This window comes from Lactobacillus sp. ESL0233 (assembly GCF_003692995.1).
GTDB lineage: Bacteria > Bacillota > Bacilli > Lactobacillales > Lactobacillaceae > Lactobacillus > Lactobacillus bombicola.
Map to the genome: position 1 here is coordinate 29,638 of NZ_REHH01000005.1, position 18,856 is coordinate 48,493.

At 34.3% G+C, this 18,856-nt stretch carries 16 protein-coding genes and 3 tRNA genes; 17 read left to right on the forward strand and 2 right to left on the reverse strand.

Features of this window, described 5'->3' with window-relative positions; genetic code table 11:
* Window positions 1-32: 32 nt before the first annotated feature.
* Window positions 33-794, reverse strand: coding sequence for a MurR/RpiR family transcriptional regulator (locus F5ESL0233_RS01335; RefSeq protein ID WP_090093575.1), 762 nt, complete (start codon window positions 792-794; stop codon window positions 33-35).
* A gap of 120 nt (window positions 795-914) precedes the next feature.
* Between F5ESL0233_RS01335 and pfkB the strand changes: the two genes are divergently transcribed.
* The 11 genes from pfkB (at window position 915) to F5ESL0233_RS01395 (ending at window position 10,697) form a co-directional block, all read left to right on the forward strand.
* Window positions 915-1,844, forward strand: a complete 930-nt coding sequence (gene pfkB, locus F5ESL0233_RS01340; protein WP_090093576.1) for a 1-phosphofructokinase — start codon at window positions 915-917, stop codon at window positions 1,842-1,844.
* A gap of 1 nt (window position 1,845) precedes the next feature.
* Entirely contained in the window at window positions 1,846-3,765 is a 1,920-nt protein-coding gene (locus tag F5ESL0233_RS01345) for a fructose-specific PTS transporter subunit EIIC (protein ID WP_122058374.1), read from the forward strand.
* Between the two features lie 659 nt (window positions 3,766-4,424).
* Window positions 4,425-5,093 (forward strand): SLAP domain-containing protein, encoded by a 669-nt coding sequence (locus tag F5ESL0233_RS01355; protein ID WP_090093648.1) that lies wholly within the window; start codon window positions 4,425-4,427, stop codon window positions 5,091-5,093.
* Between the two features lie 195 nt (window positions 5,094-5,288).
* Window positions 5,289-6,371 (forward strand): SEC10/PgrA surface exclusion domain-containing protein, encoded by a 1,083-nt coding sequence (locus tag F5ESL0233_RS01360; RefSeq protein WP_122058375.1) that lies wholly within the window; start codon window positions 5,289-5,291, stop codon window positions 6,369-6,371.
* A gap of 63 nt (window positions 6,372-6,434) precedes the next feature.
* On the forward strand, window positions 6,435-6,950 hold the full coding sequence (locus tag F5ESL0233_RS01365) for an N-acetyltransferase (RefSeq protein ID WP_122058377.1): 516 nt from the start codon (window positions 6,435-6,437) through the stop codon (window positions 6,948-6,950).
* Window positions 6,951-7,032: 82 nt separating this feature from the next.
* Window positions 7,033-7,104, forward strand: a tRNA-Gln gene (locus F5ESL0233_RS01370).
* A 151-nt stretch (window positions 7,105-7,255) separates the two neighbouring features.
* Window positions 7,256-8,437: an aminotransferase class I/II-fold pyridoxal phosphate-dependent enzyme gene (locus tag F5ESL0233_RS01375; RefSeq protein ID WP_122058378.1), complete on the forward strand. Its 1,182-nt coding sequence runs from the start codon at window positions 7,256-7,258 to the stop codon at window positions 8,435-8,437.
* A 57-nt stretch (window positions 8,438-8,494) separates the two neighbouring features.
* Window positions 8,495-8,576, forward strand: a tRNA-Tyr gene (locus F5ESL0233_RS01380).
* 7 nt (window positions 8,577-8,583) lie between these two features.
* Window positions 8,584-8,655 (forward strand) — tRNA-Gln (locus F5ESL0233_RS01385).
* A gap of 164 nt (window positions 8,656-8,819) precedes the next feature.
* Window positions 8,820-9,938 carry a hypothetical protein gene (locus tag F5ESL0233_RS01390; RefSeq protein WP_122058380.1) on the forward strand — a complete coding sequence of 373 codons (1,119 nt, stop codon included), beginning with the start codon at window positions 8,820-8,822 and terminating at the stop codon, window positions 9,936-9,938.
* A 60-nt stretch (window positions 9,939-9,998) separates the two neighbouring features.
* Entirely contained in the window at window positions 9,999-10,697 is a 699-nt protein-coding gene (locus F5ESL0233_RS01395) for a GntR family transcriptional regulator (RefSeq protein ID WP_090093596.1), read from the forward strand.
* Between the two features lie 36 nt (window positions 10,698-10,733).
* Here F5ESL0233_RS01395 and tagD read toward each other — a convergent pair whose 3' ends face one another.
* A complete protein-coding gene (gene tagD / locus F5ESL0233_RS01400) occupies window positions 10,734-11,120 on the reverse strand; it encodes a glycerol-3-phosphate cytidylyltransferase (RefSeq protein WP_090093597.1) in 387 nt (128 codons plus the stop codon).
* Between the two features lie 120 nt (window positions 11,121-11,240).
* On the opposite strand from tagD, the gene F5ESL0233_RS01405 reads away from it, so the two are divergent.
* The 6 genes from F5ESL0233_RS01405 (at window position 11,241) to alaS (ending at window position 18,818) form a co-directional block, all read left to right on the forward strand.
* A complete protein-coding gene (locus F5ESL0233_RS01405; RefSeq protein WP_122058381.1) occupies window positions 11,241-11,978 on the forward strand; it encodes a WecB/TagA/CpsF family glycosyltransferase in 738 nt (245 codons plus the stop codon).
* Window positions 11,975-13,072 (forward strand): glycosyltransferase, encoded by a 1,098-nt coding sequence (locus F5ESL0233_RS01410; RefSeq protein WP_122058383.1) that lies wholly within the window; start codon window positions 11,975-11,977, stop codon window positions 13,070-13,072. The genes F5ESL0233_RS01405 and F5ESL0233_RS01410 overlap by 4 nt, the downstream gene beginning before the upstream one ends.
* Window positions 13,073-13,137: 65 nt before the next feature.
* Window positions 13,138-14,616 (forward strand): nicotinate phosphoribosyltransferase, encoded by a 1,479-nt coding sequence (locus F5ESL0233_RS01415; protein WP_090093602.1) that lies wholly within the window; start codon window positions 13,138-13,140, stop codon window positions 14,614-14,616.
* Window positions 14,613-15,443 (forward strand): ammonia-dependent NAD(+) synthetase, encoded by an 831-nt coding sequence (nadE, locus tag F5ESL0233_RS01420; RefSeq protein WP_122058384.1) that lies wholly within the window; start codon window positions 14,613-14,615, stop codon window positions 15,441-15,443. The genes F5ESL0233_RS01415 and nadE overlap by 4 nt, the downstream gene beginning before the upstream one ends.
* Window positions 15,444-15,471: 28 nt before the next feature.
* Window positions 15,472-15,909, forward strand: a complete 438-nt coding sequence (locus F5ESL0233_RS01425; RefSeq protein WP_118896639.1) for a GNAT family N-acetyltransferase — start codon at window positions 15,472-15,474, stop codon at window positions 15,907-15,909.
* Window positions 15,910-16,178: 269 nt separating this feature from the next.
* Complete coding sequence (gene alaS, locus F5ESL0233_RS01430) at window positions 16,179-18,818, forward strand: alanine--tRNA ligase (RefSeq protein ID WP_122058386.1); 2,640 nt, start codon at window positions 16,179-16,181, stop codon at window positions 18,816-18,818.
* Window positions 18,819-18,856: the final 38 nt, after the last annotated feature.

The window sequence follows — 18,856 nt, forward strand, 5'->3', positions numbered from 1 at the left end:
AGGAAAAGCCATCTATTGTATAGATGGCCTTTTTATTTGCTTTCATAAAAACCAGTTCTAACAGAATAAGCATCACTAAAAATACGTGTCATAATTTGTAAAGGTAAGCGTGAACGCACCTCATATTCAGGAAAGTAATTTGTTTTTGACATATATCCGATAAATGACATGGTGGAATAAGGCATGATACTTCCGGCTGGATTGGTAGTAAAAGTTAGAGTTGGTATTTCATTTTTATTCAAAATGGCTGCTGCTGCAACTAGTTCTTCGGTTTCGCCATTTAGAGTAATAAAAATTGCAAGTGCATTAGGTTTAATTTTACTAGCCATAGTTTTAATAATATTTGGATCAGAATGAAATTCACAATATTTCCCAGTTAACTGCAACTTAACCATTAATTCATTGGCAATTGATTCTGATAAACCTCTGGCAAAAATATAAATAATTTTTGCTTGTCTAGTTAATGAAATACTATCTTCAATCGTGCTGTAGCTAAGATTATGGAGGGTATTATTCATTTCAATCTCGTTTTTAGTAATGACATGACGGATTTTATCGTCAGCGTCATTTAAGACGCTAAAGGCAGAGTTTGATTTACTCTTTAATTTTAAAGATTCACGGTAAGAAGTATAACCGCTATAGCCCATTTTTTGCATTGTGCGTACGATTGTCGCAGTAGATACATTTGCGAATTGACTTAATTTAACTATTGACATTTTTGCAATTTGTTCAGGATTATTTTCGACAATGTTCCATAAGTGGAGTTCAGCAGAACTGAGTTCTTTGGTTGGCATTGATTTACCTCATTTGTAAAACTTTTTCTATATTATAAAAGTAAACGCTATCATTAAGAAAAATGTTACAACAAATTATCTATATAATAAAGTAAAAGTCAATAAAAAGGAGTGAAAATTTTGATTTATACAATAACTCTAAATCCGGCAATTGATTTAGTGATTGTGACAAAAAAGTTGGAACCTAAGGTAGTTAATAGAACTGAAAAATTTGAATTGCAACCAAATGGTAAAGGCGTTAACGTATCATTTATTTTGAAAAAATTAGGTATAGATAGTGTTGCTACTGGTATTGGTGGTGGTTTTACATTGGATTATATCGTTTCTGGATTAAAGGAAAAAGGTATACAAACTAATTTTTTTAAAGTTAAGGAACCAACTAGAGTTAATGTTTTTACAAATGTCATTGACGAAAATACTGAATATAAAGAGGTAAATCCGGGACCTATAATTAATCAAACCGTTCAGGATAAATTTTTGCAGTATCTAACCACTAATTTGGTAACTAATGATATTGTAGTGATTTCTGGAAGTTTTTCCAAGGGAATTAAACCCAATATTTTGGTTGAAATTGCTCAAATTGCTAATAATAAGAAAGCTAAGTTAGTTATCGATAGTAGTTATGCCGCAATTCTTGATACTTTGCCATTTCAACCATTTTTGCTAAAACCGAATGATGCAGAATTAGCAAAACTTTTTAACTGCAAGGAAAAATTAACTAAAAAGAAAATCGTAGAATTGTCACAAAAATTAGTGGCAGGTGGTTGTAAAAATGTTTTGGTTTCTTTAGGGGCACAAGGAGCAGCATTAATTAATGATAATCGCATTTTATTTGCCAATGCGCCCAAAATCAAAGTAGTCAATTCAGCTTGTGCAGGCGATACAATGCTGGGAACTTTTATTGCTCTATTAGAAAAAAATAAATCAGTTGAAGAAGCTTTAAAGATGGCGGTGGCGGCAGGTAGCGACACTGCAAGCAGAATTGGCTTAACAGAGTTTGCTTTAGATGAATTATTACCACAGATTTCAGTAAAAGAAGGGGTGTATTAATATGGCAAAATATGATTTGGTAGGTGCAACAGGTTGTGCTACTGGTGTTGCGCATACTTTTATGGCCGAAGAGGCCTTGGAAAAGGCCGCGAAAAAGCTGGGCTATACGATCAAAATTGAAACTCACGGACAAACTGGGGTTGAAAACCATTTGACAGCTGAAGAAATAAGAGAAGCTAAAGCTGTAATTGTTGCATCTGATATAGATGTTGATACTGATCGTTTTGCAGGTAAAAAGTTAGTTGTAGTCCCTGTGGCTCGTGGATTAAAAGAACCTGAAGAGTTGATCAATCGTGCATTGAATGCTCCTATTTATAAAGAAGGTCAAAATTCGGGTAATTCTGATGTGATTAGTGAAAATAATCAAAGTGTAGGAAACAAATTGTATACATCACTAATGAATGGTGTATCGCATATGTTACCATTTGTTGTTGCAGGTGGTGTTTTGATTGCAATTTCCTTCTTCTGGGGAATTAATTCGGCTGATCCTAAGAGTAGTGAATACAATCAATTTGCAGCTATGTTAAACACAGTCGGTAGTACAACAATGAATTTGATGGCTCCAGTTTTAGGAGCGTATATTGCAGAAGCACTAGCTCAAAGAACAGGTTTTGTTGTTGGATTAGCTGCTGGTTTTATTACATTTAATGGTGGTGGTGGATTCTTAGGAGCTATTGTTGGTGGTTATTTAGCAACAATTGTGGTTTGGGGATTACAAAAATTATTTAAACCATTACCAGATGATAAATTTCGCGGCTTAAAATCAATTTTCCTATTTCCAGTTCTAGGAGTTTTAATCACTGGTTCCATCATGTATTTATTAAATACACCGATTAAAGCGATTAATGTAGGTATGATGACATGGCTCAAAGGTTTTGAAAACACTAATCCAATTTTACTGGGAATCATTGTCGGAATAATGTGTGCATCTGATTTTGGTGGCCCAATAAATAAAGCTGCCTATGTTACAGGAACAGTTTTACTTGCTCAAGGTAATTATTTCTTTATGGCTGGTGTTTCTGCCGCATGTATTGCTCCACCATTAGCTACAGGATTCGCTGTTTTAATGAATCCTAAAGCATATTCTAAGAGTGAAAAAACAGCAGGCTATGTTAACTTTTTGCTAGGATCAACTCATATTACTGAAGGTGCTATTCCATTTGCTGCAAAGCATCCTTTATGGAATATTCCAGCTTTTATGGTGGGATCAGCAGTAGCAGCAGTATTGACATATATTACTAAAATTAGTGTTCCTGCACCTCACGGCGGTTTTATTGTTTTACCATTAGTTAACAAGCCCCTTTTATGGGTTTTATGGATTATAATAGGTTCAATTATCTCTGGTGTTTTATTGGCACTAATTGCTGGACGATTCGCAAAAAAAGATACAGTATCCGCTGAAAATAGTGTGATAACTACTTCTTCTAAAATAAAAAATGGAACGTCAGCAATAAATGAGGAAACATTTGATCCAAGTGATATCTTAGAAATAAGAAATATTAAAACAGATGTTGATATACCAAATCGTGATGAGGCTTTAAAATATTTAGCTGATTTTGCAGTTAACAATAATTTAGCTAATGATAGTAAAAAGGTTTATGCCAGTTATGCTAACCGTGAACAAGAAGGTTCGACGGGGATGACAGATGGTTTTGCAATACCACATGCTCAATCAGCTGCAATTGAAAAATCAGCAATGCTAATTCTTAAATTAAAGCATCCAATAGACTGGCAATCACTAGATGGGCAGAAAATTGATATAGTAATTTCATTTTTGATTCCACAAGTTGATAGTAATGAGCACCTAAAATATTTGTCGAATACAGCCAAGTTGCTAACTCATGAAGATTTTATTGCTAAGCTAAAGATTGCTAATACGGCTCAAGATATTTTTAACTTGTTTAAAAATACTAAAATTTAAAATATGGATTAATAGAGGAAAAATCCAAGTGTTTTTCCTCTATTATTTTTTATAAATATAATTTGTACCATATATTTCCTTTTGAGTTAATGATATTAACTTTTTTGTAAACAAAAAGCTTTCTCAAAGAGAAAGCAAAAGTTAACAACTTTAATTTTTAATCTTCGACTTTTTTGGCTTCAGCCAAGGCCTGCATGATTGAATCATTTTTAGAATGACAATCTTTGATCATTTGCCAGTCTTGTTCACTTAATTTAACGATATACTTACTCAATTCATTCACCCTTTCTTTGAAATCTTAACTTTTATAATAGCACTTTTCATGATTAAAGAAGAAAAGCAAAAATAATATTTTCATTTATGTTGCAAAATCAGAGGTTTAGTTAGAATATACCGATGGTAAATTTTTATTTTTGTATGTGACAAGTATATTCAGAATCTTTATCAGGACTTAATTTTCAATTTTGCATGAATGTGAAGCAAATGTTACAAGTATGACATTATTTTTAACAGAAGTAATATTTTTTTAAAGACTGAGTGATATTCCTGTTATAGTTCTGCAATTTAAACACTGTAGTATGTAAGCAATTGAATTGATTAATGCATATTTGTCAATTTAATGAGGAAATGATATGAAATTTGATAAGGAGAGAATTTTTTTGAAGGTAAAATCAATCTTAGTTAAATCAGCAGCAGTAGCAGCATTATCTGTTTCAGGCGTTGCGCTGATGAACAGCACTAAAACTAATACTGTTCATGCAGCTACCGTTGAAAATGATGCAGCAGTTGTAACTGTGAACTATGTTGAAGGTAATGGTATTCACGTTTGGAATAGTTACGAGCAGCCTGAAGCTACTGGACAAATTTTACCAAGTAATTCATCTTGGAAAGTCATAAAAACTGCCTATGACCATAATGGAGAAAAATGGTATGATTTAGGCAAAAATCAATGGGTAAAAGCTGAATACGTAAATTCAGGCTATTATCCAGCAAATATAAATGAAACCGAAACTCAATCTCAAGTAGCAGTAGAGTCTGATAGTTCTACTGTTACTACAAATAATAATCCTACCAATACACAGAATGAGACAATGGTTGGAAATGATGTAGAATCTAGTGCCAAGGCTTGGATTGCTAATCGTGAATCAGGTAGCTCATATAGTGCACAAAATGGTCAATATATTGGTAAGTATCAACTAGCAGCTGCATATTTAAATGGTGATTATTCCGCTGCTAATCAAGAACGTGTTGCCAATCAATATGTTGCTAGTCGTTATGGCTCATGGGCAGCGGCTAAACAATTTTGGCAAGCAAATGGTTGGTACTAATTGTTTTAAATAAATTCAATATACAAAACAGGAGCTAGGTAACCTTATTAGCTCCTGTTTTTGCTATAAATTATGAAATAATTTAAATAATAGTTATAAAAATTAATAATACATTGGCAATAATTATTAATTAGTTTTAAAATTATTTAATAATGATGAACAAATTATTTAAAAGATACTGTTGAGGAAAATTTAATGAAAAAAAGCCAAGCTACTATTGTAATAGTTAATATCATTTTTTCAGTAATTATTTCAGTCAAATTTGTAAATAAGCCACAGGAAATAATCGCGACTACAGTTAATAGATATGTAAAAACTAGAGCAAACGAAAAGGCCAGACTTTATAACAGCTCAGGTAAATTAGCGCATCTATATGCTATGCCTAAAAGAAAATATCAGTATAGTGAAAAAAAGAAATTAGGACGAAAGAAACTTTTGGCCTATAAAATAGGAAATAATTCTCAGTGGCTTCTGGCAAAGGATGCTCAGCTGGTTAAAAAGAGTAAAGCAAAAGTACGAGTTAAGCCTAATATTAAAAAATATGTGCGAGCAACAATAAAATTACCGCAAGGTTATACTAAAAAAGAATTGTTAAAGGCCTATCAGGGAAAAGCTAGTCAAGCTTTTATTGATGCATCAATGTATGGCATGAAGGTAAACGATTTTAGTCGGTTAAAACTTGGGGAAAATACCAAAGATAAAAATACAAAAGTAGATGTAGCTAATCTTAGCGCTGATCAATTGGCTACAATCAGTTCTTTTTCATTACGGTTAATTAATGAAGCTAGAAGAGATTTAAAGTTAAAGCCATGGCGAGAAAGCTATGGTGCAAGTAAACTGGCTGACGATATAGCCAGAGAGTACTTTGTCAATAATAGAACTATTAGAGAAAGTCATTATGTAGAGGGAATTGTACGAGCTTGTCATAAAAATGGATTGAACTTTGACAATAATTATATTGAAGATATGGCGGGCTTTTATAATCATAATCAAATAATGACCATGACAGAATTAAAACAATGCGTCTATTTTGGCTTAAAGCAAATGATTTTTGGTTATGTAGGTAGTGGTGAAGCTGGACGTTTTGACCGCAGTAACTATAAAGAATGGGAACATGCTGGAGATTTATTTAACACGCAAGGTTCTCTATATGATGGCGATTATAATTATTTTGGCTTTAGTATTTCTGTTACAAATAATATTTGTTCAATGCACTTTATCAGCATACCGACCAACGTTGTTAAAAATAAAAAATATAATTTTGCTTTTCAACCCTAGGATAAAATTAGTCTTTACTAGATTAAATTTTTATAGTGAGAATTAAGGTGTAAAGGAAAAAATATGGCAATTTATCTTCAACAAGCAACAAATAAAGATATCACAAAAATTATGCAAATTATTAATCAAGCTAAGCAGTTATTAAAAGAAGATGGTAACCCACAATGGCAGAATGGACGACCAAATCAGGAAATAATTACAACTGATATTGTAAAAAAACAAGCTTATTGTCTAATGGTCGATCAACAAATTGCTGGTATTGCCATTTTACAAACGACTCCAGAAACTACTTATGCCAAGATTGATGGGGCATGGCATCAAGAGCACCTGCAATATGCAACAATTCACCGAATAGCTATTTCAGCTAATTTTCGTGGACAGCATTTAGGCCAATTTTTTATGTCGAATTTGATTTCACAAGGAAAGTTAAAGGGGATTAACAATTTTAGAATTGATACCCATCCTGTTAACTTAAGAATGCAAAAGTTAATTAAAAAAACAGGTTTTAAATATCGTGGAACTATTCAAATTGACCAAACCAAAGATGGCCTGCGTTATGCTTATGAACTTAACCTATAAAAAAATTATTTTTTACTTGACTTAGAAGCAATAATTTCATATACTATTTATCGTTGAGTGACAAGTAAAAGCTCAAATGAATTGGGTTATAGCCAAGTGGTAAGGCACTAGTTTTTGGTACTAGTATGCGCTGGTTCGAATCCAGCTAACCCAATTGTTCATACGAACACCCGACCCGAAAATAGACAGCTAGCTGTCTATTTTTTTTTGCTTTTAAATAATTGGTATTATTATGAAAAAATAGGTAGAAAATAATTGCAATTAAATGTATAATTGATGAAAATATAAAGAGGATAGGTGAAAAAATGGTTGATTTGATAAAATACATGAAGTCTGGTTTAACTGATATTCCCCAAAATTTAATTTTAAAATTTTCAGATTATGCCAGTAAAATTCCTGATGTAGTTAAGTTTACTATTGGTGAACCTGACTTTGACACTCCTGTGCATATTAAAGAAGCTGCCCAAAAAGCAATTGTACAAAATCACTCACATTATGCGCCATCAAACGGGACAATAGGTTTACGACAAGCAGCGGGTGCATTTTTAGCTCAAAAGTATGGGCAAAAATATGATCCTGAAACTGAAATTTTGGTTACTAATGGGGTAACTGAGGCAATTTTTGATACAGTAATTGCAACTCTAAATCCAGGCGATATTATGGTTGTTCCTACTCCAATATTTCCATTATATATGAGTGATGCCAGAATGATTAGTCAGCAAATTAAAATTGTTGAAATCGATACTTCAGCGGATAACTTTAAATTGACGCCCAATAAATTACAAGCGGTACTTGATCAATATGGGGATCGCGTGCGCTTATTAATAATGAATTATCCAAATAATCCAACTGGTGTGACTTATAGTCAAGCGGAACTAGATTCTTTAGCCAATGTGATTCGCGATAAGCCAATCTTTGCCTTATGTGATGAAATTTATAGTGAACTTTGTTATGATCAAGATCATGCATCAATGGAAAAAACTTTACACGATCAAGTTATTTTACTAAATGGTGTTTCTAAATCTTGGGCAATGACTGGTTATCGTATTGGTATTATTTGTGCACCAAAAAATATTGTGGCACAAATTGCAAAAGTTCATCAATTTATAGCTACTACTGAGCCTACACCAATGCAGGATGCAGCTGAAGAAGCCTTTAAAAATGGGATGAATGATGCGCAATTAATGAAGGCAGAGTTTAAAAAGCGACGCGATGTTTTATATAACGGATTGACTAAGTTAGGTTTTACTTGTGTTAAACCTCAAGGAGCCTTTTATATTTTTGCTAAAATTCCTGCTAGTTTTGAGCAAGATGACAATAAATTTATCTATGATTTAGTTGACAAGGCTCATGTTGCAGTTACAGGCGGTTCCTGTTTTGCCCAAGCAGGAGCGGGTTATATTAGATTCTCTTATGCGGTTTCGATGGCACAAATTGATGAAGGTCTAAAGCGTCTTGAAAAATATATAAATGAAAATAAAAATTAAGCAAAAAATTGCTTGCAATTATGCACGTTTTTCGGTAATATAATTTACGTGCGTAACGGAGGAGTAGCGAAGTGGCTAAACGCGGCGGTCTGTAAAACCGCTCTCTCTGAGTTCGGCGGTTCGAATCCACCCTCCTCCATTGTCACTGGGTTATAGCCAAGTGGTAAGGCACTAGTTTTTGGTACTAGTATGCGCTGGTTCGAATCCAGCTAACCCAATAAGATAATTGATTTAAGGCAGCTGTGATAGTTGCCTTTTTACTTGCTTTTATGCAAAAATATGCGGCAATAGGTTAAGGACTACTTGTACTTACTATAATTTATAAAGTAAGCACAAATAGTAGGAAGTGGACGTTGATTTTTTTATCAAAAGGAGAATTTTTATGGCTAGACTAGTTAAAGTTGGTGCTAGTATTGAAGAAACTAATTGGCATGAGGCTTTAAAGGATCTCAGAACAGATGATGTTCTCCTTTTGGAACCTGGATTTTATGATTTACCACAGGGGATATTATTTTCTGATATTACAATTAAAGGTACGGGAACTTTGCCTGAAGATACAACTATTTTAGGCTGCATCAATGTAGCCAATGACAGTCGATTTGTTAATTTAGAAAATCTTTGTCTCAATACTAATGATGAAGCAAATAGTTTGTATATTCCTCCTAAAGCTAATACATATTTGACTTTACGTAATTGCATAATCAAAGGATATGGGGATGATACAGCGGTAATAGCTTGCAATGGCAAAGTAACGTTAGAGTTATACTCAACAATTATTTTAAATGGATCGGTTTCTCTATTTGCTGATGCCGATTTTCGTTTAGAAATGAATGATTCTACAATTGAAAATGTTGTAAAAGACGTTGCGGCTTTGGCTCTTGAAGGTCGTGGTACGGCAATTATCAATAATTCACAGATAAATGGTAGTATTGAAACATATGCTAATTCCAATATAGAAATTAATTTTAATAATTCACAAACAAATACATTATTAGTTCAAGGCGAAGTTTGGTTAAACATGCTAAATAGCGAACTTTCTTTTCAAGATGATACTTGCCTGTATATTACAGATAGAACTTGGGTTAACATTGTTGGTTGCAATTTTAAGGGCTGCGTTTATCTAGATTCTAAACCACACGTGATTATTCAAAATAGTCAAATAGATCGTTTAATTGGTGTTAACGAGGTCCAACTAACGATTATTAATTCACTTATACTTAGTCATACTGATTTTCAAGATAAAGCAAAATGTAGTGCACGCCAAACGACCTTTAATGGTGGACTTGAATATCAGTATTTTTTAGCATTGGGCGATGATGCAGAGTTTGAGGGGCGAGATTTGATTTTTAATTCTAATGGAGCTCATTTAGCGGTAAAAGATTCTGCCAAATTAAGTGCTAGTGTAATTGCAACTAGTGATGAAGAAATTACAGTAGAGCGTAGTTATGAAGCTAAATTCAAGCTTTTGGGAATGAAGTGGATTACTAAAGAAAATAATTAAAAATAATAATTATATTATTTTTAATTTAGCTTATAATACTGGTATAGTTGGGGGTGCAAAATGGAAGAGCCAATGTACATTAAAATTCATAATCAAATTAAGCGTGAAATTGAAAGTCATATTTATAAGGTTGGCAGCAGGATACCATCTGAACGTCAACTTGCTCTTAAATTTGGCGTTTCTCGGATGACTTTGCGCCAAGCAATAAAAACTTTAGAAGATGAAGGAATTTTAGAACAAAGACTGGGTAGTGGCACCTATGTCGCAAATCAAAAAGTACAAGAAAAAATGTCGGGTATTATGTCGTTTACTGATATTACTCATGCCAACGGTCAAATTCCTTCTAGTAAGTTAATTTCATATCGTGTTGGTAAGCCTTCTTTATCGGAAATGGAACGATTGCATTTGGCTAAAGATCAAACAATTTTACGCATGGAACGAATTCGTTATGCCGATAATGTGCCAATTTGCTATGAAGTTGTTACAATTCCCCATAAATTGATTTTAGGCATGTCTAAAGAAAATATATCAACGCATTTATATCGTACGTTAGAGCAAAATGGCTATGAAATTGGTCGCGTAACCGAACATATTTCTGCCGCAATTGCGAATGAAAATGCGGCGCGCTTACTTAATGCTAAAAAAGGTGAAGCTTTAATTACCCGTTTACAAGTAACAGAACTTTCATCTGGAGAGCCATTTGAATATACAAGAGCAAGTTATGTAGCCGATCGTTTTGAATTTACATTTTCTAAATAAAAAAGCTTTAATTAACCCGTAGGTAATTAAAGCTTTTTATTTTAAGTCATTTTTGATTTTGGTCGTTGAAATACCCGGTGTTCGTGATAGATAAGTTACTTGACAGTATGGCTTTAAAAAATCAAATTTACCCTGCCAGTCACTTCCCATAACAAATAAACTAATATCGTATTTTTGAATATCAGCAATTTTTTGATTCCAATCTTGTTCGGGAATGACTTCATCAACGTAGCGAATTGCTTCTAAAATATATTTTCGTTCAGCAAAATTGTTGTATGATTCTTTATGCTTCTGTAGTTCGTTAAATTTATCTGTTGAAAGGCCAACGATAAGGTAATCGCCCATTTCTTTGGCTCGTTGAAGTAGGCGAATATGACCATAATGCAATAAATCAAATGTTCCATAGGTGATAACTTTTTTCATATTTAGTGCTCCTATTAATTGACGAATTAATATTATCATATTTATAGAAAAGGTAAAACATGTCACGTAAAGTTTGATAGTTTGCTAAAATATAATAAATGGAACATGGAGGAATTTGTCATGGATAAAGTGAATGTTCTAGGTGTTGACTTTGATAATAAATCTTTTCAACAATTCCAAAATGAATTTATTGGCAAAATTAATGCTCATCAATCGACTTTGGTCGTGACTGCTAATCCGGAAATTGTTATGGCTACTAATGAAAATCCAGAATTTATGAAAATTTTAAAATACGATGCAGATTACATTACGGCTGATGGGATCGGAATTGTTAAGGCAGCAAAGTATTTAGGTAACCCAATTATTGAACGAGTTACTGGCTATGACTTATTTACTTGGTTAATATCATTTGCCAATGAACGCAACTTACGAGTTTACCTAATTGGGGCTGAACCTAGTGTGATTGAAGCAACTAAAGCAAAAATTATTCAAGAATACTCTGATATTCAGTTAGTTGGTGCAAGGGATGGCTATTTTAAAGAAGACTTAGAGTTAGTTGCTTATCAAATTGAACGAACAGAGCCAGACCTTGTTTTTGCGGCTTTAGGCTCACCTAAACAGGAACAGCTTTTAGCCCTTTTGCGCAAAAATTTGTTACCAGCTTTGATGATGGGGGTGGGAGGAAGCTTTGATGTCTTTTCAGGCAAAGTCAAAAGAGCACCGCAATCCTGGCAAAAGTTACACCTAGAATGGTTATATCGTTTGTTAAAAAATCCTAGCCGCTTTAAACGGATGCTAGTTTTACCTAAATTTGTCCAAAAAATATATCAATCTAAAAAGGAACAGAAAGTGTTATGAAAATTTTGCATGTAAATGCAGGTCTTGAAAATGGCGGTGGGCTAACCCATATTGTTAATCTACTTAGGCAGGCTAAAGCGGCGGGGCAAGATTTCACCTTATTATGTTTGGCTCCAGGACCTGTAGCTAGTGCTGCAGCAAATGCCCAACTAAATGTGCATGTTTTAGGGGTGAATAATCGTTATGATTTAACTGGACTTAAGCGCTTGCGTACCTTTATTAATCAAGGAGAATTTGACATTGTGCATACCCATGGTGCGCGCGCTAATTTATTTATTGCCTTGATTAAGCATAAAATTAAGGCCAAGTGGTGTGTAACAGTCCATTCAGATCCATATCTCGATTTTGCAGATCACGGTATATTAGGTCATGTATTTACAACAGCCAACTTATACGCCCTTAGACAAGCAGAATGTGTTTTTGCAGTGACCCAAAAATTTGCCCAACTTTTAGTAACAAGAGCCAACTTAGACGCAAATAAAGTACACGCTATATATAACGGAACAAAATTTCATGCTAATAGTGCAATTCCTGCTAAAGAAGAACATCAGTGCTTTAACCTTGTAAATGTTGCCCGCACAGAAAAAGTAAAGGGGCAAGATTTATTATTAAAAGCACTAAAAATAATTAATAATCCTAATGTTCATTTATATATTGCTGGTAATGGTACCCAACTTGCAAGTTTGAAAAAATTGGCGCAAAAGTTAGAGTTGACAAAGCAAGTTACTTTTTTGGGATTTATCTCACAAAAACAGTTGGAAAATTTATATCGCAAAATGGACTTAGCTGTTTTAACTTCTTATTCTGAGAGCTTCCCTTTGGTTTTATTGGAAGCTAGTGATAACCTTTTACCACTACTTTCGACAGCTGTTGGTGATATTAAAATGATGATTCCAGATAAGCAACATGGTTTTATTGCTACTGTGGGTAATATTAATTCAATTGCTGCTAATTTAAAAAAGGCAATTGAATTATCAAAAGAACAGTTATCGCAAATGGCGCTAAGCGAAAAAGAATATGCGGCCAGTAGATTTTCATTAAAAAAACAACTTGAAAGTATTTTAAAGGTTTATGAAGTACTTTTGGCAGAATAACTAATTGTTTAAAAAGCTAGAAATGTTTATAATAAAGCAAAAATTAGTTGGAATTAGAGGAAATAATGTTTTATCAAGAACTAGGGCAAGACGATTCTTTGACCCTGCATACAGATTTGTATGAATTAAATATGATGTATACGTATTTTAAAAAAGGAATTGCACAGCGAAAAGCCGTTTTCGAGGTTTATTATCGGCAAGAGCCTTTTGGTAACGGCTATTGTGTCTTTGCTGGTTTAGAACACGTAATTTTATACTTGCAAAATTTAAAATTTAAAGCAAGCGATTTACAATATTTAAAAGAAGAAGTTGGCTATGATGATGATTTTATTGATTATTTACGTCACTTCGAAATGAAATTAACCTTACGTTCAATGCGTGAAGGTGAAATTGTATTTGCTAATGAACCTCTTATGCAAATTGAAGGTCCTTTAGCACAATGTCAATTAGTTGAAACAGCCATATTAAATATTATAAATTATCAAACTTTGTTAGCCACTAAAGCAGCGCGAGTTAAATTAGCTGTCCAAGGTGATGGGGTAATGGAATTTGGGACAAGACGGGCCCAAGAAACAGATGCCGCTCTTTGGGGAACACGTGCTGCATATATTGGCGGCTTTGATTCAACCAGTAACGTGCGAGCTGGTAAATTATTTGGTATTCCGATTTCTGGTACCCACGCACATTCATTGGTGGAAGCTTTTGGTAATGAATATGAAGCGTTTAAAGCTTACGCTGAAACGCATACCGATTGTGTATTCCTAGTTGATACCTATGATACTGTAAGAAGTGGAGTTCCTACGGCGATTCGTGTAGCTGATGAAATGGGTAGCAAAATTAATTTTCAAGGGGTTCGCATTGATTCAGGTGATATGGCATATATTTCTAAGCAAGTGCGACGAGAATTAGATAATGCTGGCTATAAAGATGCAAAAATATATGCTTCAAATGACCTTGATGAAAATACGATTACTAGTTTAAAGATGCAGGGGGCAAAGATTGACGTTTGGGGAATTGGTACGAAGTATATTACCGCTTATGATCAACCAGCTTTAGGAGCGGTTTATAAACTAGTATCAATTGAAGATGAAAATCAGCAAATGCGTGATACCATAAAAATTTCATCTAATGCAATTAAAGTGTCAACTCCAGGTAAAAAACAAGTATGGCGTATTTCGGCTAATACTCAGAAAAAGAATGAAGGTGACTGGGTTTGTCGTGCCGGGGTTGATCCTCGCCAATTTGATTCATTATTTATGTTTCATCCAGAATATACTTATATTAATAAAGTGGTAACAGATTATACAGCTGAGCCACTTTTAAAAGAGATTTATATTGATGGCAAACTAATTTATCAACAGCCACAATTAAATGAAATTAAGGCGTTCTGTGCAGCAAATTTGGATGGCTTATGGGATGAATACAAACGTAGCTTGAATCCGCAAGAATATCCCGTTGATTTGTCGCAAGAACTTTACGATAGTAAAATGAATTTAATTCAAGATATTCGCCATCAAATTGCTAAAGGAGATGCAAATAAATGAGACCCTTACAAAAAGAGATAGTTGACTATGAGCATGTTTTACCAGAGATTGAACCGGAAAGGGAAATACGACGGTCAGTTGATTTTTTAAAAGAATATCTAAAAGCTAATCCTTTTTTAAAAGCTTATGTATTAGGAATTTCTGGAGGCCAAGATTCAACTTTAACTGGTAAATTATGTCAAATAGCAATTACCGAAATGCGGCAGGAAACAGGGGATGACTCCTATCAGTTTATTGCTGTACGTCTGCCTTACGGCGTGCAGGCTGATGCTCAAGATGCAGCTGATGCGGTTGCTTTTCAAAATCCAGATCAAGATTTAATTGTTAATATTAAACCAGCCGTTGATGCAATGGTCGCTAGTTTAGTTGCTACTGGTCAAAAAATTACTGATTTTAACAAAGGCAATATTAAAGCACGTCAGCGAATGGCTATTCAATATGCTATTGCCGGGGCCAATCATGGTGCTGTAGTGGGGACAGATCATGCTGCTGAAAACTTTAGTGGTTTTTATACTAAATATGGTGACGGTGCTGCAGATATAACACCGTTATTTCGCTTAGATAAGCGGCAAGGTAAACAATTATTAAAAGAACTTGGATGTCCGAAGCATTTATATTTAAAAGCACCAACTGCTGATTTAGAGGAAAATAGACCTAGTTTACCTGATGAAATAGCTTTAGGTGTGACTTATGAGGAAATAGATGATTATTTAGAAGGACGCGAAGTTTCTACTGAAGTGGCAGAAAAAATCGAAGTATTGTGGCGTAAAAGTGAGCATAAAAGGCATTTACCAGTTACAATATTTGATAACTTTTTTAAAGAGTAGTTTGAATTGAAGGAAAGCTTTATTAATAATGATAAGAAATGCTAAAGTGTCTGATGCAGATGCTATTCAAAAATTAAATCAAGCCGAGTTAGGGTATGATTATGCTATAGAGAAAACAGCGGCTAATTTAAAGAAACTGCTGTCGGACTCTAAGCATCACTTACTATTGGTTTTTGAAGACAATGCTACTAAAAAAGTTGTTGCTTACTTACATGCTGAATTATATGAAGAAATTTATTTTGATCCAATGTATAACATTCTAGCACTAGCGGTTAGCCACTCCTATCAGCAGCAGGGCATCGGGACTAAACTGATGGGTGAGCTTGAAAAAAGGGCAATTAGTCACGGTATTAATGAAATAAGACTGAATTCTGGTGAACAGCGAATTAAGGCACATCAGTTTTATGAAAAATTAGGGTATATTACTAATAAAAAGCAGAAGAGATTTGGTAAAAAGTTAATTTAAGTGGTTTTAATTTAGCTACTTAACATTGACAAAGATTGTGCAAGTAGTACAATTATTTTTAACTTAAGATATGTTTTTTAAATTAGCAATTCACAGAGAGGATCGAAAGCTGAGAATGATTTATTGCTACTTAAGAAATGCTCCTTATGTTTTTTATTAAGATTAAATGAAGAGGTAACAAGCACTGTTGCAATTGAGGTGGTACCGCGTTTTGAGCGTCCTTAAGTTTGGCAACAGTGTTTTTATTTTGTTATAAGGGAGAAAATTTGATGAAGAAATTGACAAGTTCAGAATTTAGGCAAATGTTCCTGGACTTTTTCAAAGAGCACGGTCACATGGTTTTGCCCAGTCAATCACTAATTCCACAAGATGATCCAACGCTACTTTGGATTAATTCAGGTGTGGCAACCATGAAAAAATACTTTGATGGTTCAGTTGTACCTAAAAATCACCGAATTACTAGTTCACAAAAATCAATTAGAACTAATGATATCGAAAATGTTGGTAAAACTGCTCGTCACCAAACTTTCTTTGAAATGCTAGGCAATTTTTCAGTCGGTGATTACTTTAAAAAAGAGGCAATAAGTTGGGCTTGGGAATTTTTAACCAGTCCAAACTGGCTTGATTTAGACAAAGAAAGACTATATTGTACCGTTTATCCCAAAGATACAGAAGCATACCAAGTTTGGCTTGAAGTTGGCATGCCAGAAGACCATATTGTAAAATTAGAAGAAAATTTTTGGGATATTGGTGAAGGACCATGTGGTCCTGACTCTGAAATTTTTTATGACCGCGGTCAAGAAAATAATGATGTTTCAGAAGATGATCCAGAAAATTTCCCTGGTGGAGAAAATGCTCGTTATTTAGAAATTTGGAATATTGTTTTTTCACAATTTAATCATTTAGCCGATGGTCAATATGTTGATCAACCACATAAAAATATTGATACGGGTATGGGCCTAGAACGGGTTTTATCAATTTTGCAAGATGCACCGACCAATTTTGAAACCGACCTATTTTTACCAATCATTCACGCAACTGAAAAAATGACTGCAGGTAAAGAATATGGTAAAGTAGCAGCTGATACTACTTCATTTAAAATAATTGCTGATCATGTTAGAACTGTCAGTTTTGCTATTGCCGATGGGGCTTTGCCCTCTAATACAGGACGTGGTTATGTATTAAGACGCTTAATTCGCCGTGCTGATTTAAATGGCCAACGCCTAGGTATTAAAGGAGCTTTTCTTTATAAGTTAGTTTCAGTTGTCGGTAAGATAATGGAGAGCCATTATCCACAAGTGACTGAACAAAACGATTTTATCGCTAAGGTCATCAAGAATGAAGAAGAACGTTTTCAATTAACACTAGAATCTGGGCTGACTTTACTTGATAATTTAATTTCCGAAGCAAAAGAAAATAACAGTAAGGTTATTAAGGGCCAAGATGCTTTTAAACTATTTGATACTTATGGTTTTCCATATGAATTAACCTTTGAAACTGCTCAAGATGCTGGCTTAGAAGTAGATAAAGCAGGTTTTGATGCCGAAATGAAGGTGCAAAAAGCTCGTGCTCGTGAGGCGCGTGGCCATTTGCAATCAATGGGCGCACAGAATGAAACTCTAATGAATTTAAAGGATAAATCTGAGTTTGAATATGGCGTTTATGAGGAGCGGCATGCCAAATTAATTGATATCATTGTTGCTAATCAATTAGTTGATCGAGCAGAAGGCGATCAGGCAACCTTAATTTTTGATAAAACTCCGTTTTATGCTGAACGTGGGGGACAAGTTGCTGACCATGGAAATATTTATGATCAAGATGGTAATCTGGTAGCTCAAGTAACAGATGTTCAGCATGCCCCTAATGATCAAAATATGCATTTTGTAGATGTTATTTTACCCTTGGAAAAGGGTCAAGAGTACACTCTAAAGATTGATCGTGCACGGCGAGAGGGATTGCGCCATTCACATACAGCTACGCACCTATTGCACGCTGCTTTAAGAAGTATATTAGGTGAACATACCCACCAAGCTGGTAGCTTGGTAGAACCGGACTATTTACGCTTTGATTTCACGGCGATTGAACCAATGACTGCCCAAGAAATTAAATCTGTTGAGATCTTAGTCAATCAAAAAATTTGGTCAGCAATTGAGGTTGAAACTAAAATAACTGACCCAGATCAAGGTAAAGAAATGGGTGCCTTAGCCTTATTTGATGGCAAGTATGGCGATCAGGTGCGGGTAGTTAGAATGAGTGATTTTTCAATTGAATTTTGTGGTGGTACCCACTGTGCCAATACAAATCAAATTGGAATTTTCAAGATTACTTCTGAATCAGCCATTGGTGCAGGTCATAGAAGGATTGAAGCTGTGGTATCTAAAAAGGCTTACGAGTATTTAGCACAAAGATCGGAATTACTTGATCAGATTCAATCTACTGTAAAATCAACCAAACCGGAAAATATTATTGACAAAATTACGAGTCTTGAGCATGATTTACACCATACGCAAAAGCAAGTGGAAGATTTAAATATGCAGATTAATCAAACTAAGGCGGAAGAAATTTTCAATGATATTAAACAAATTGGGGATTTAACTATTATTGCTCAAAAAATTGATGCCAATGGAATGAACGATTTGCGTGAGCTTGCAGATACTTGGAAAAATAATGCTAAGTCAGATATCTTGGTTTTGGCTGCCGCTAATTCTGGTAAGGCTAATATGATTATTAGCTTGAACCAAAAAGCATTAGATAAAGGGCTCAAAGCGGGTGATTTAATTAAGCAAGCTGCCCCTATCTTTGGTGGTGGCGGTGGTGGTCGCCCTAATATGGCTCAAGCAGGTGGTAAAAATCCAGCCGGTCTAGAAGATGCAATTCAAGCGGTGATTGAGGCAATTTCTCAAAATTAATTAATTGAGTTTACACTTTTTTTCAAGTAAAATTGTGT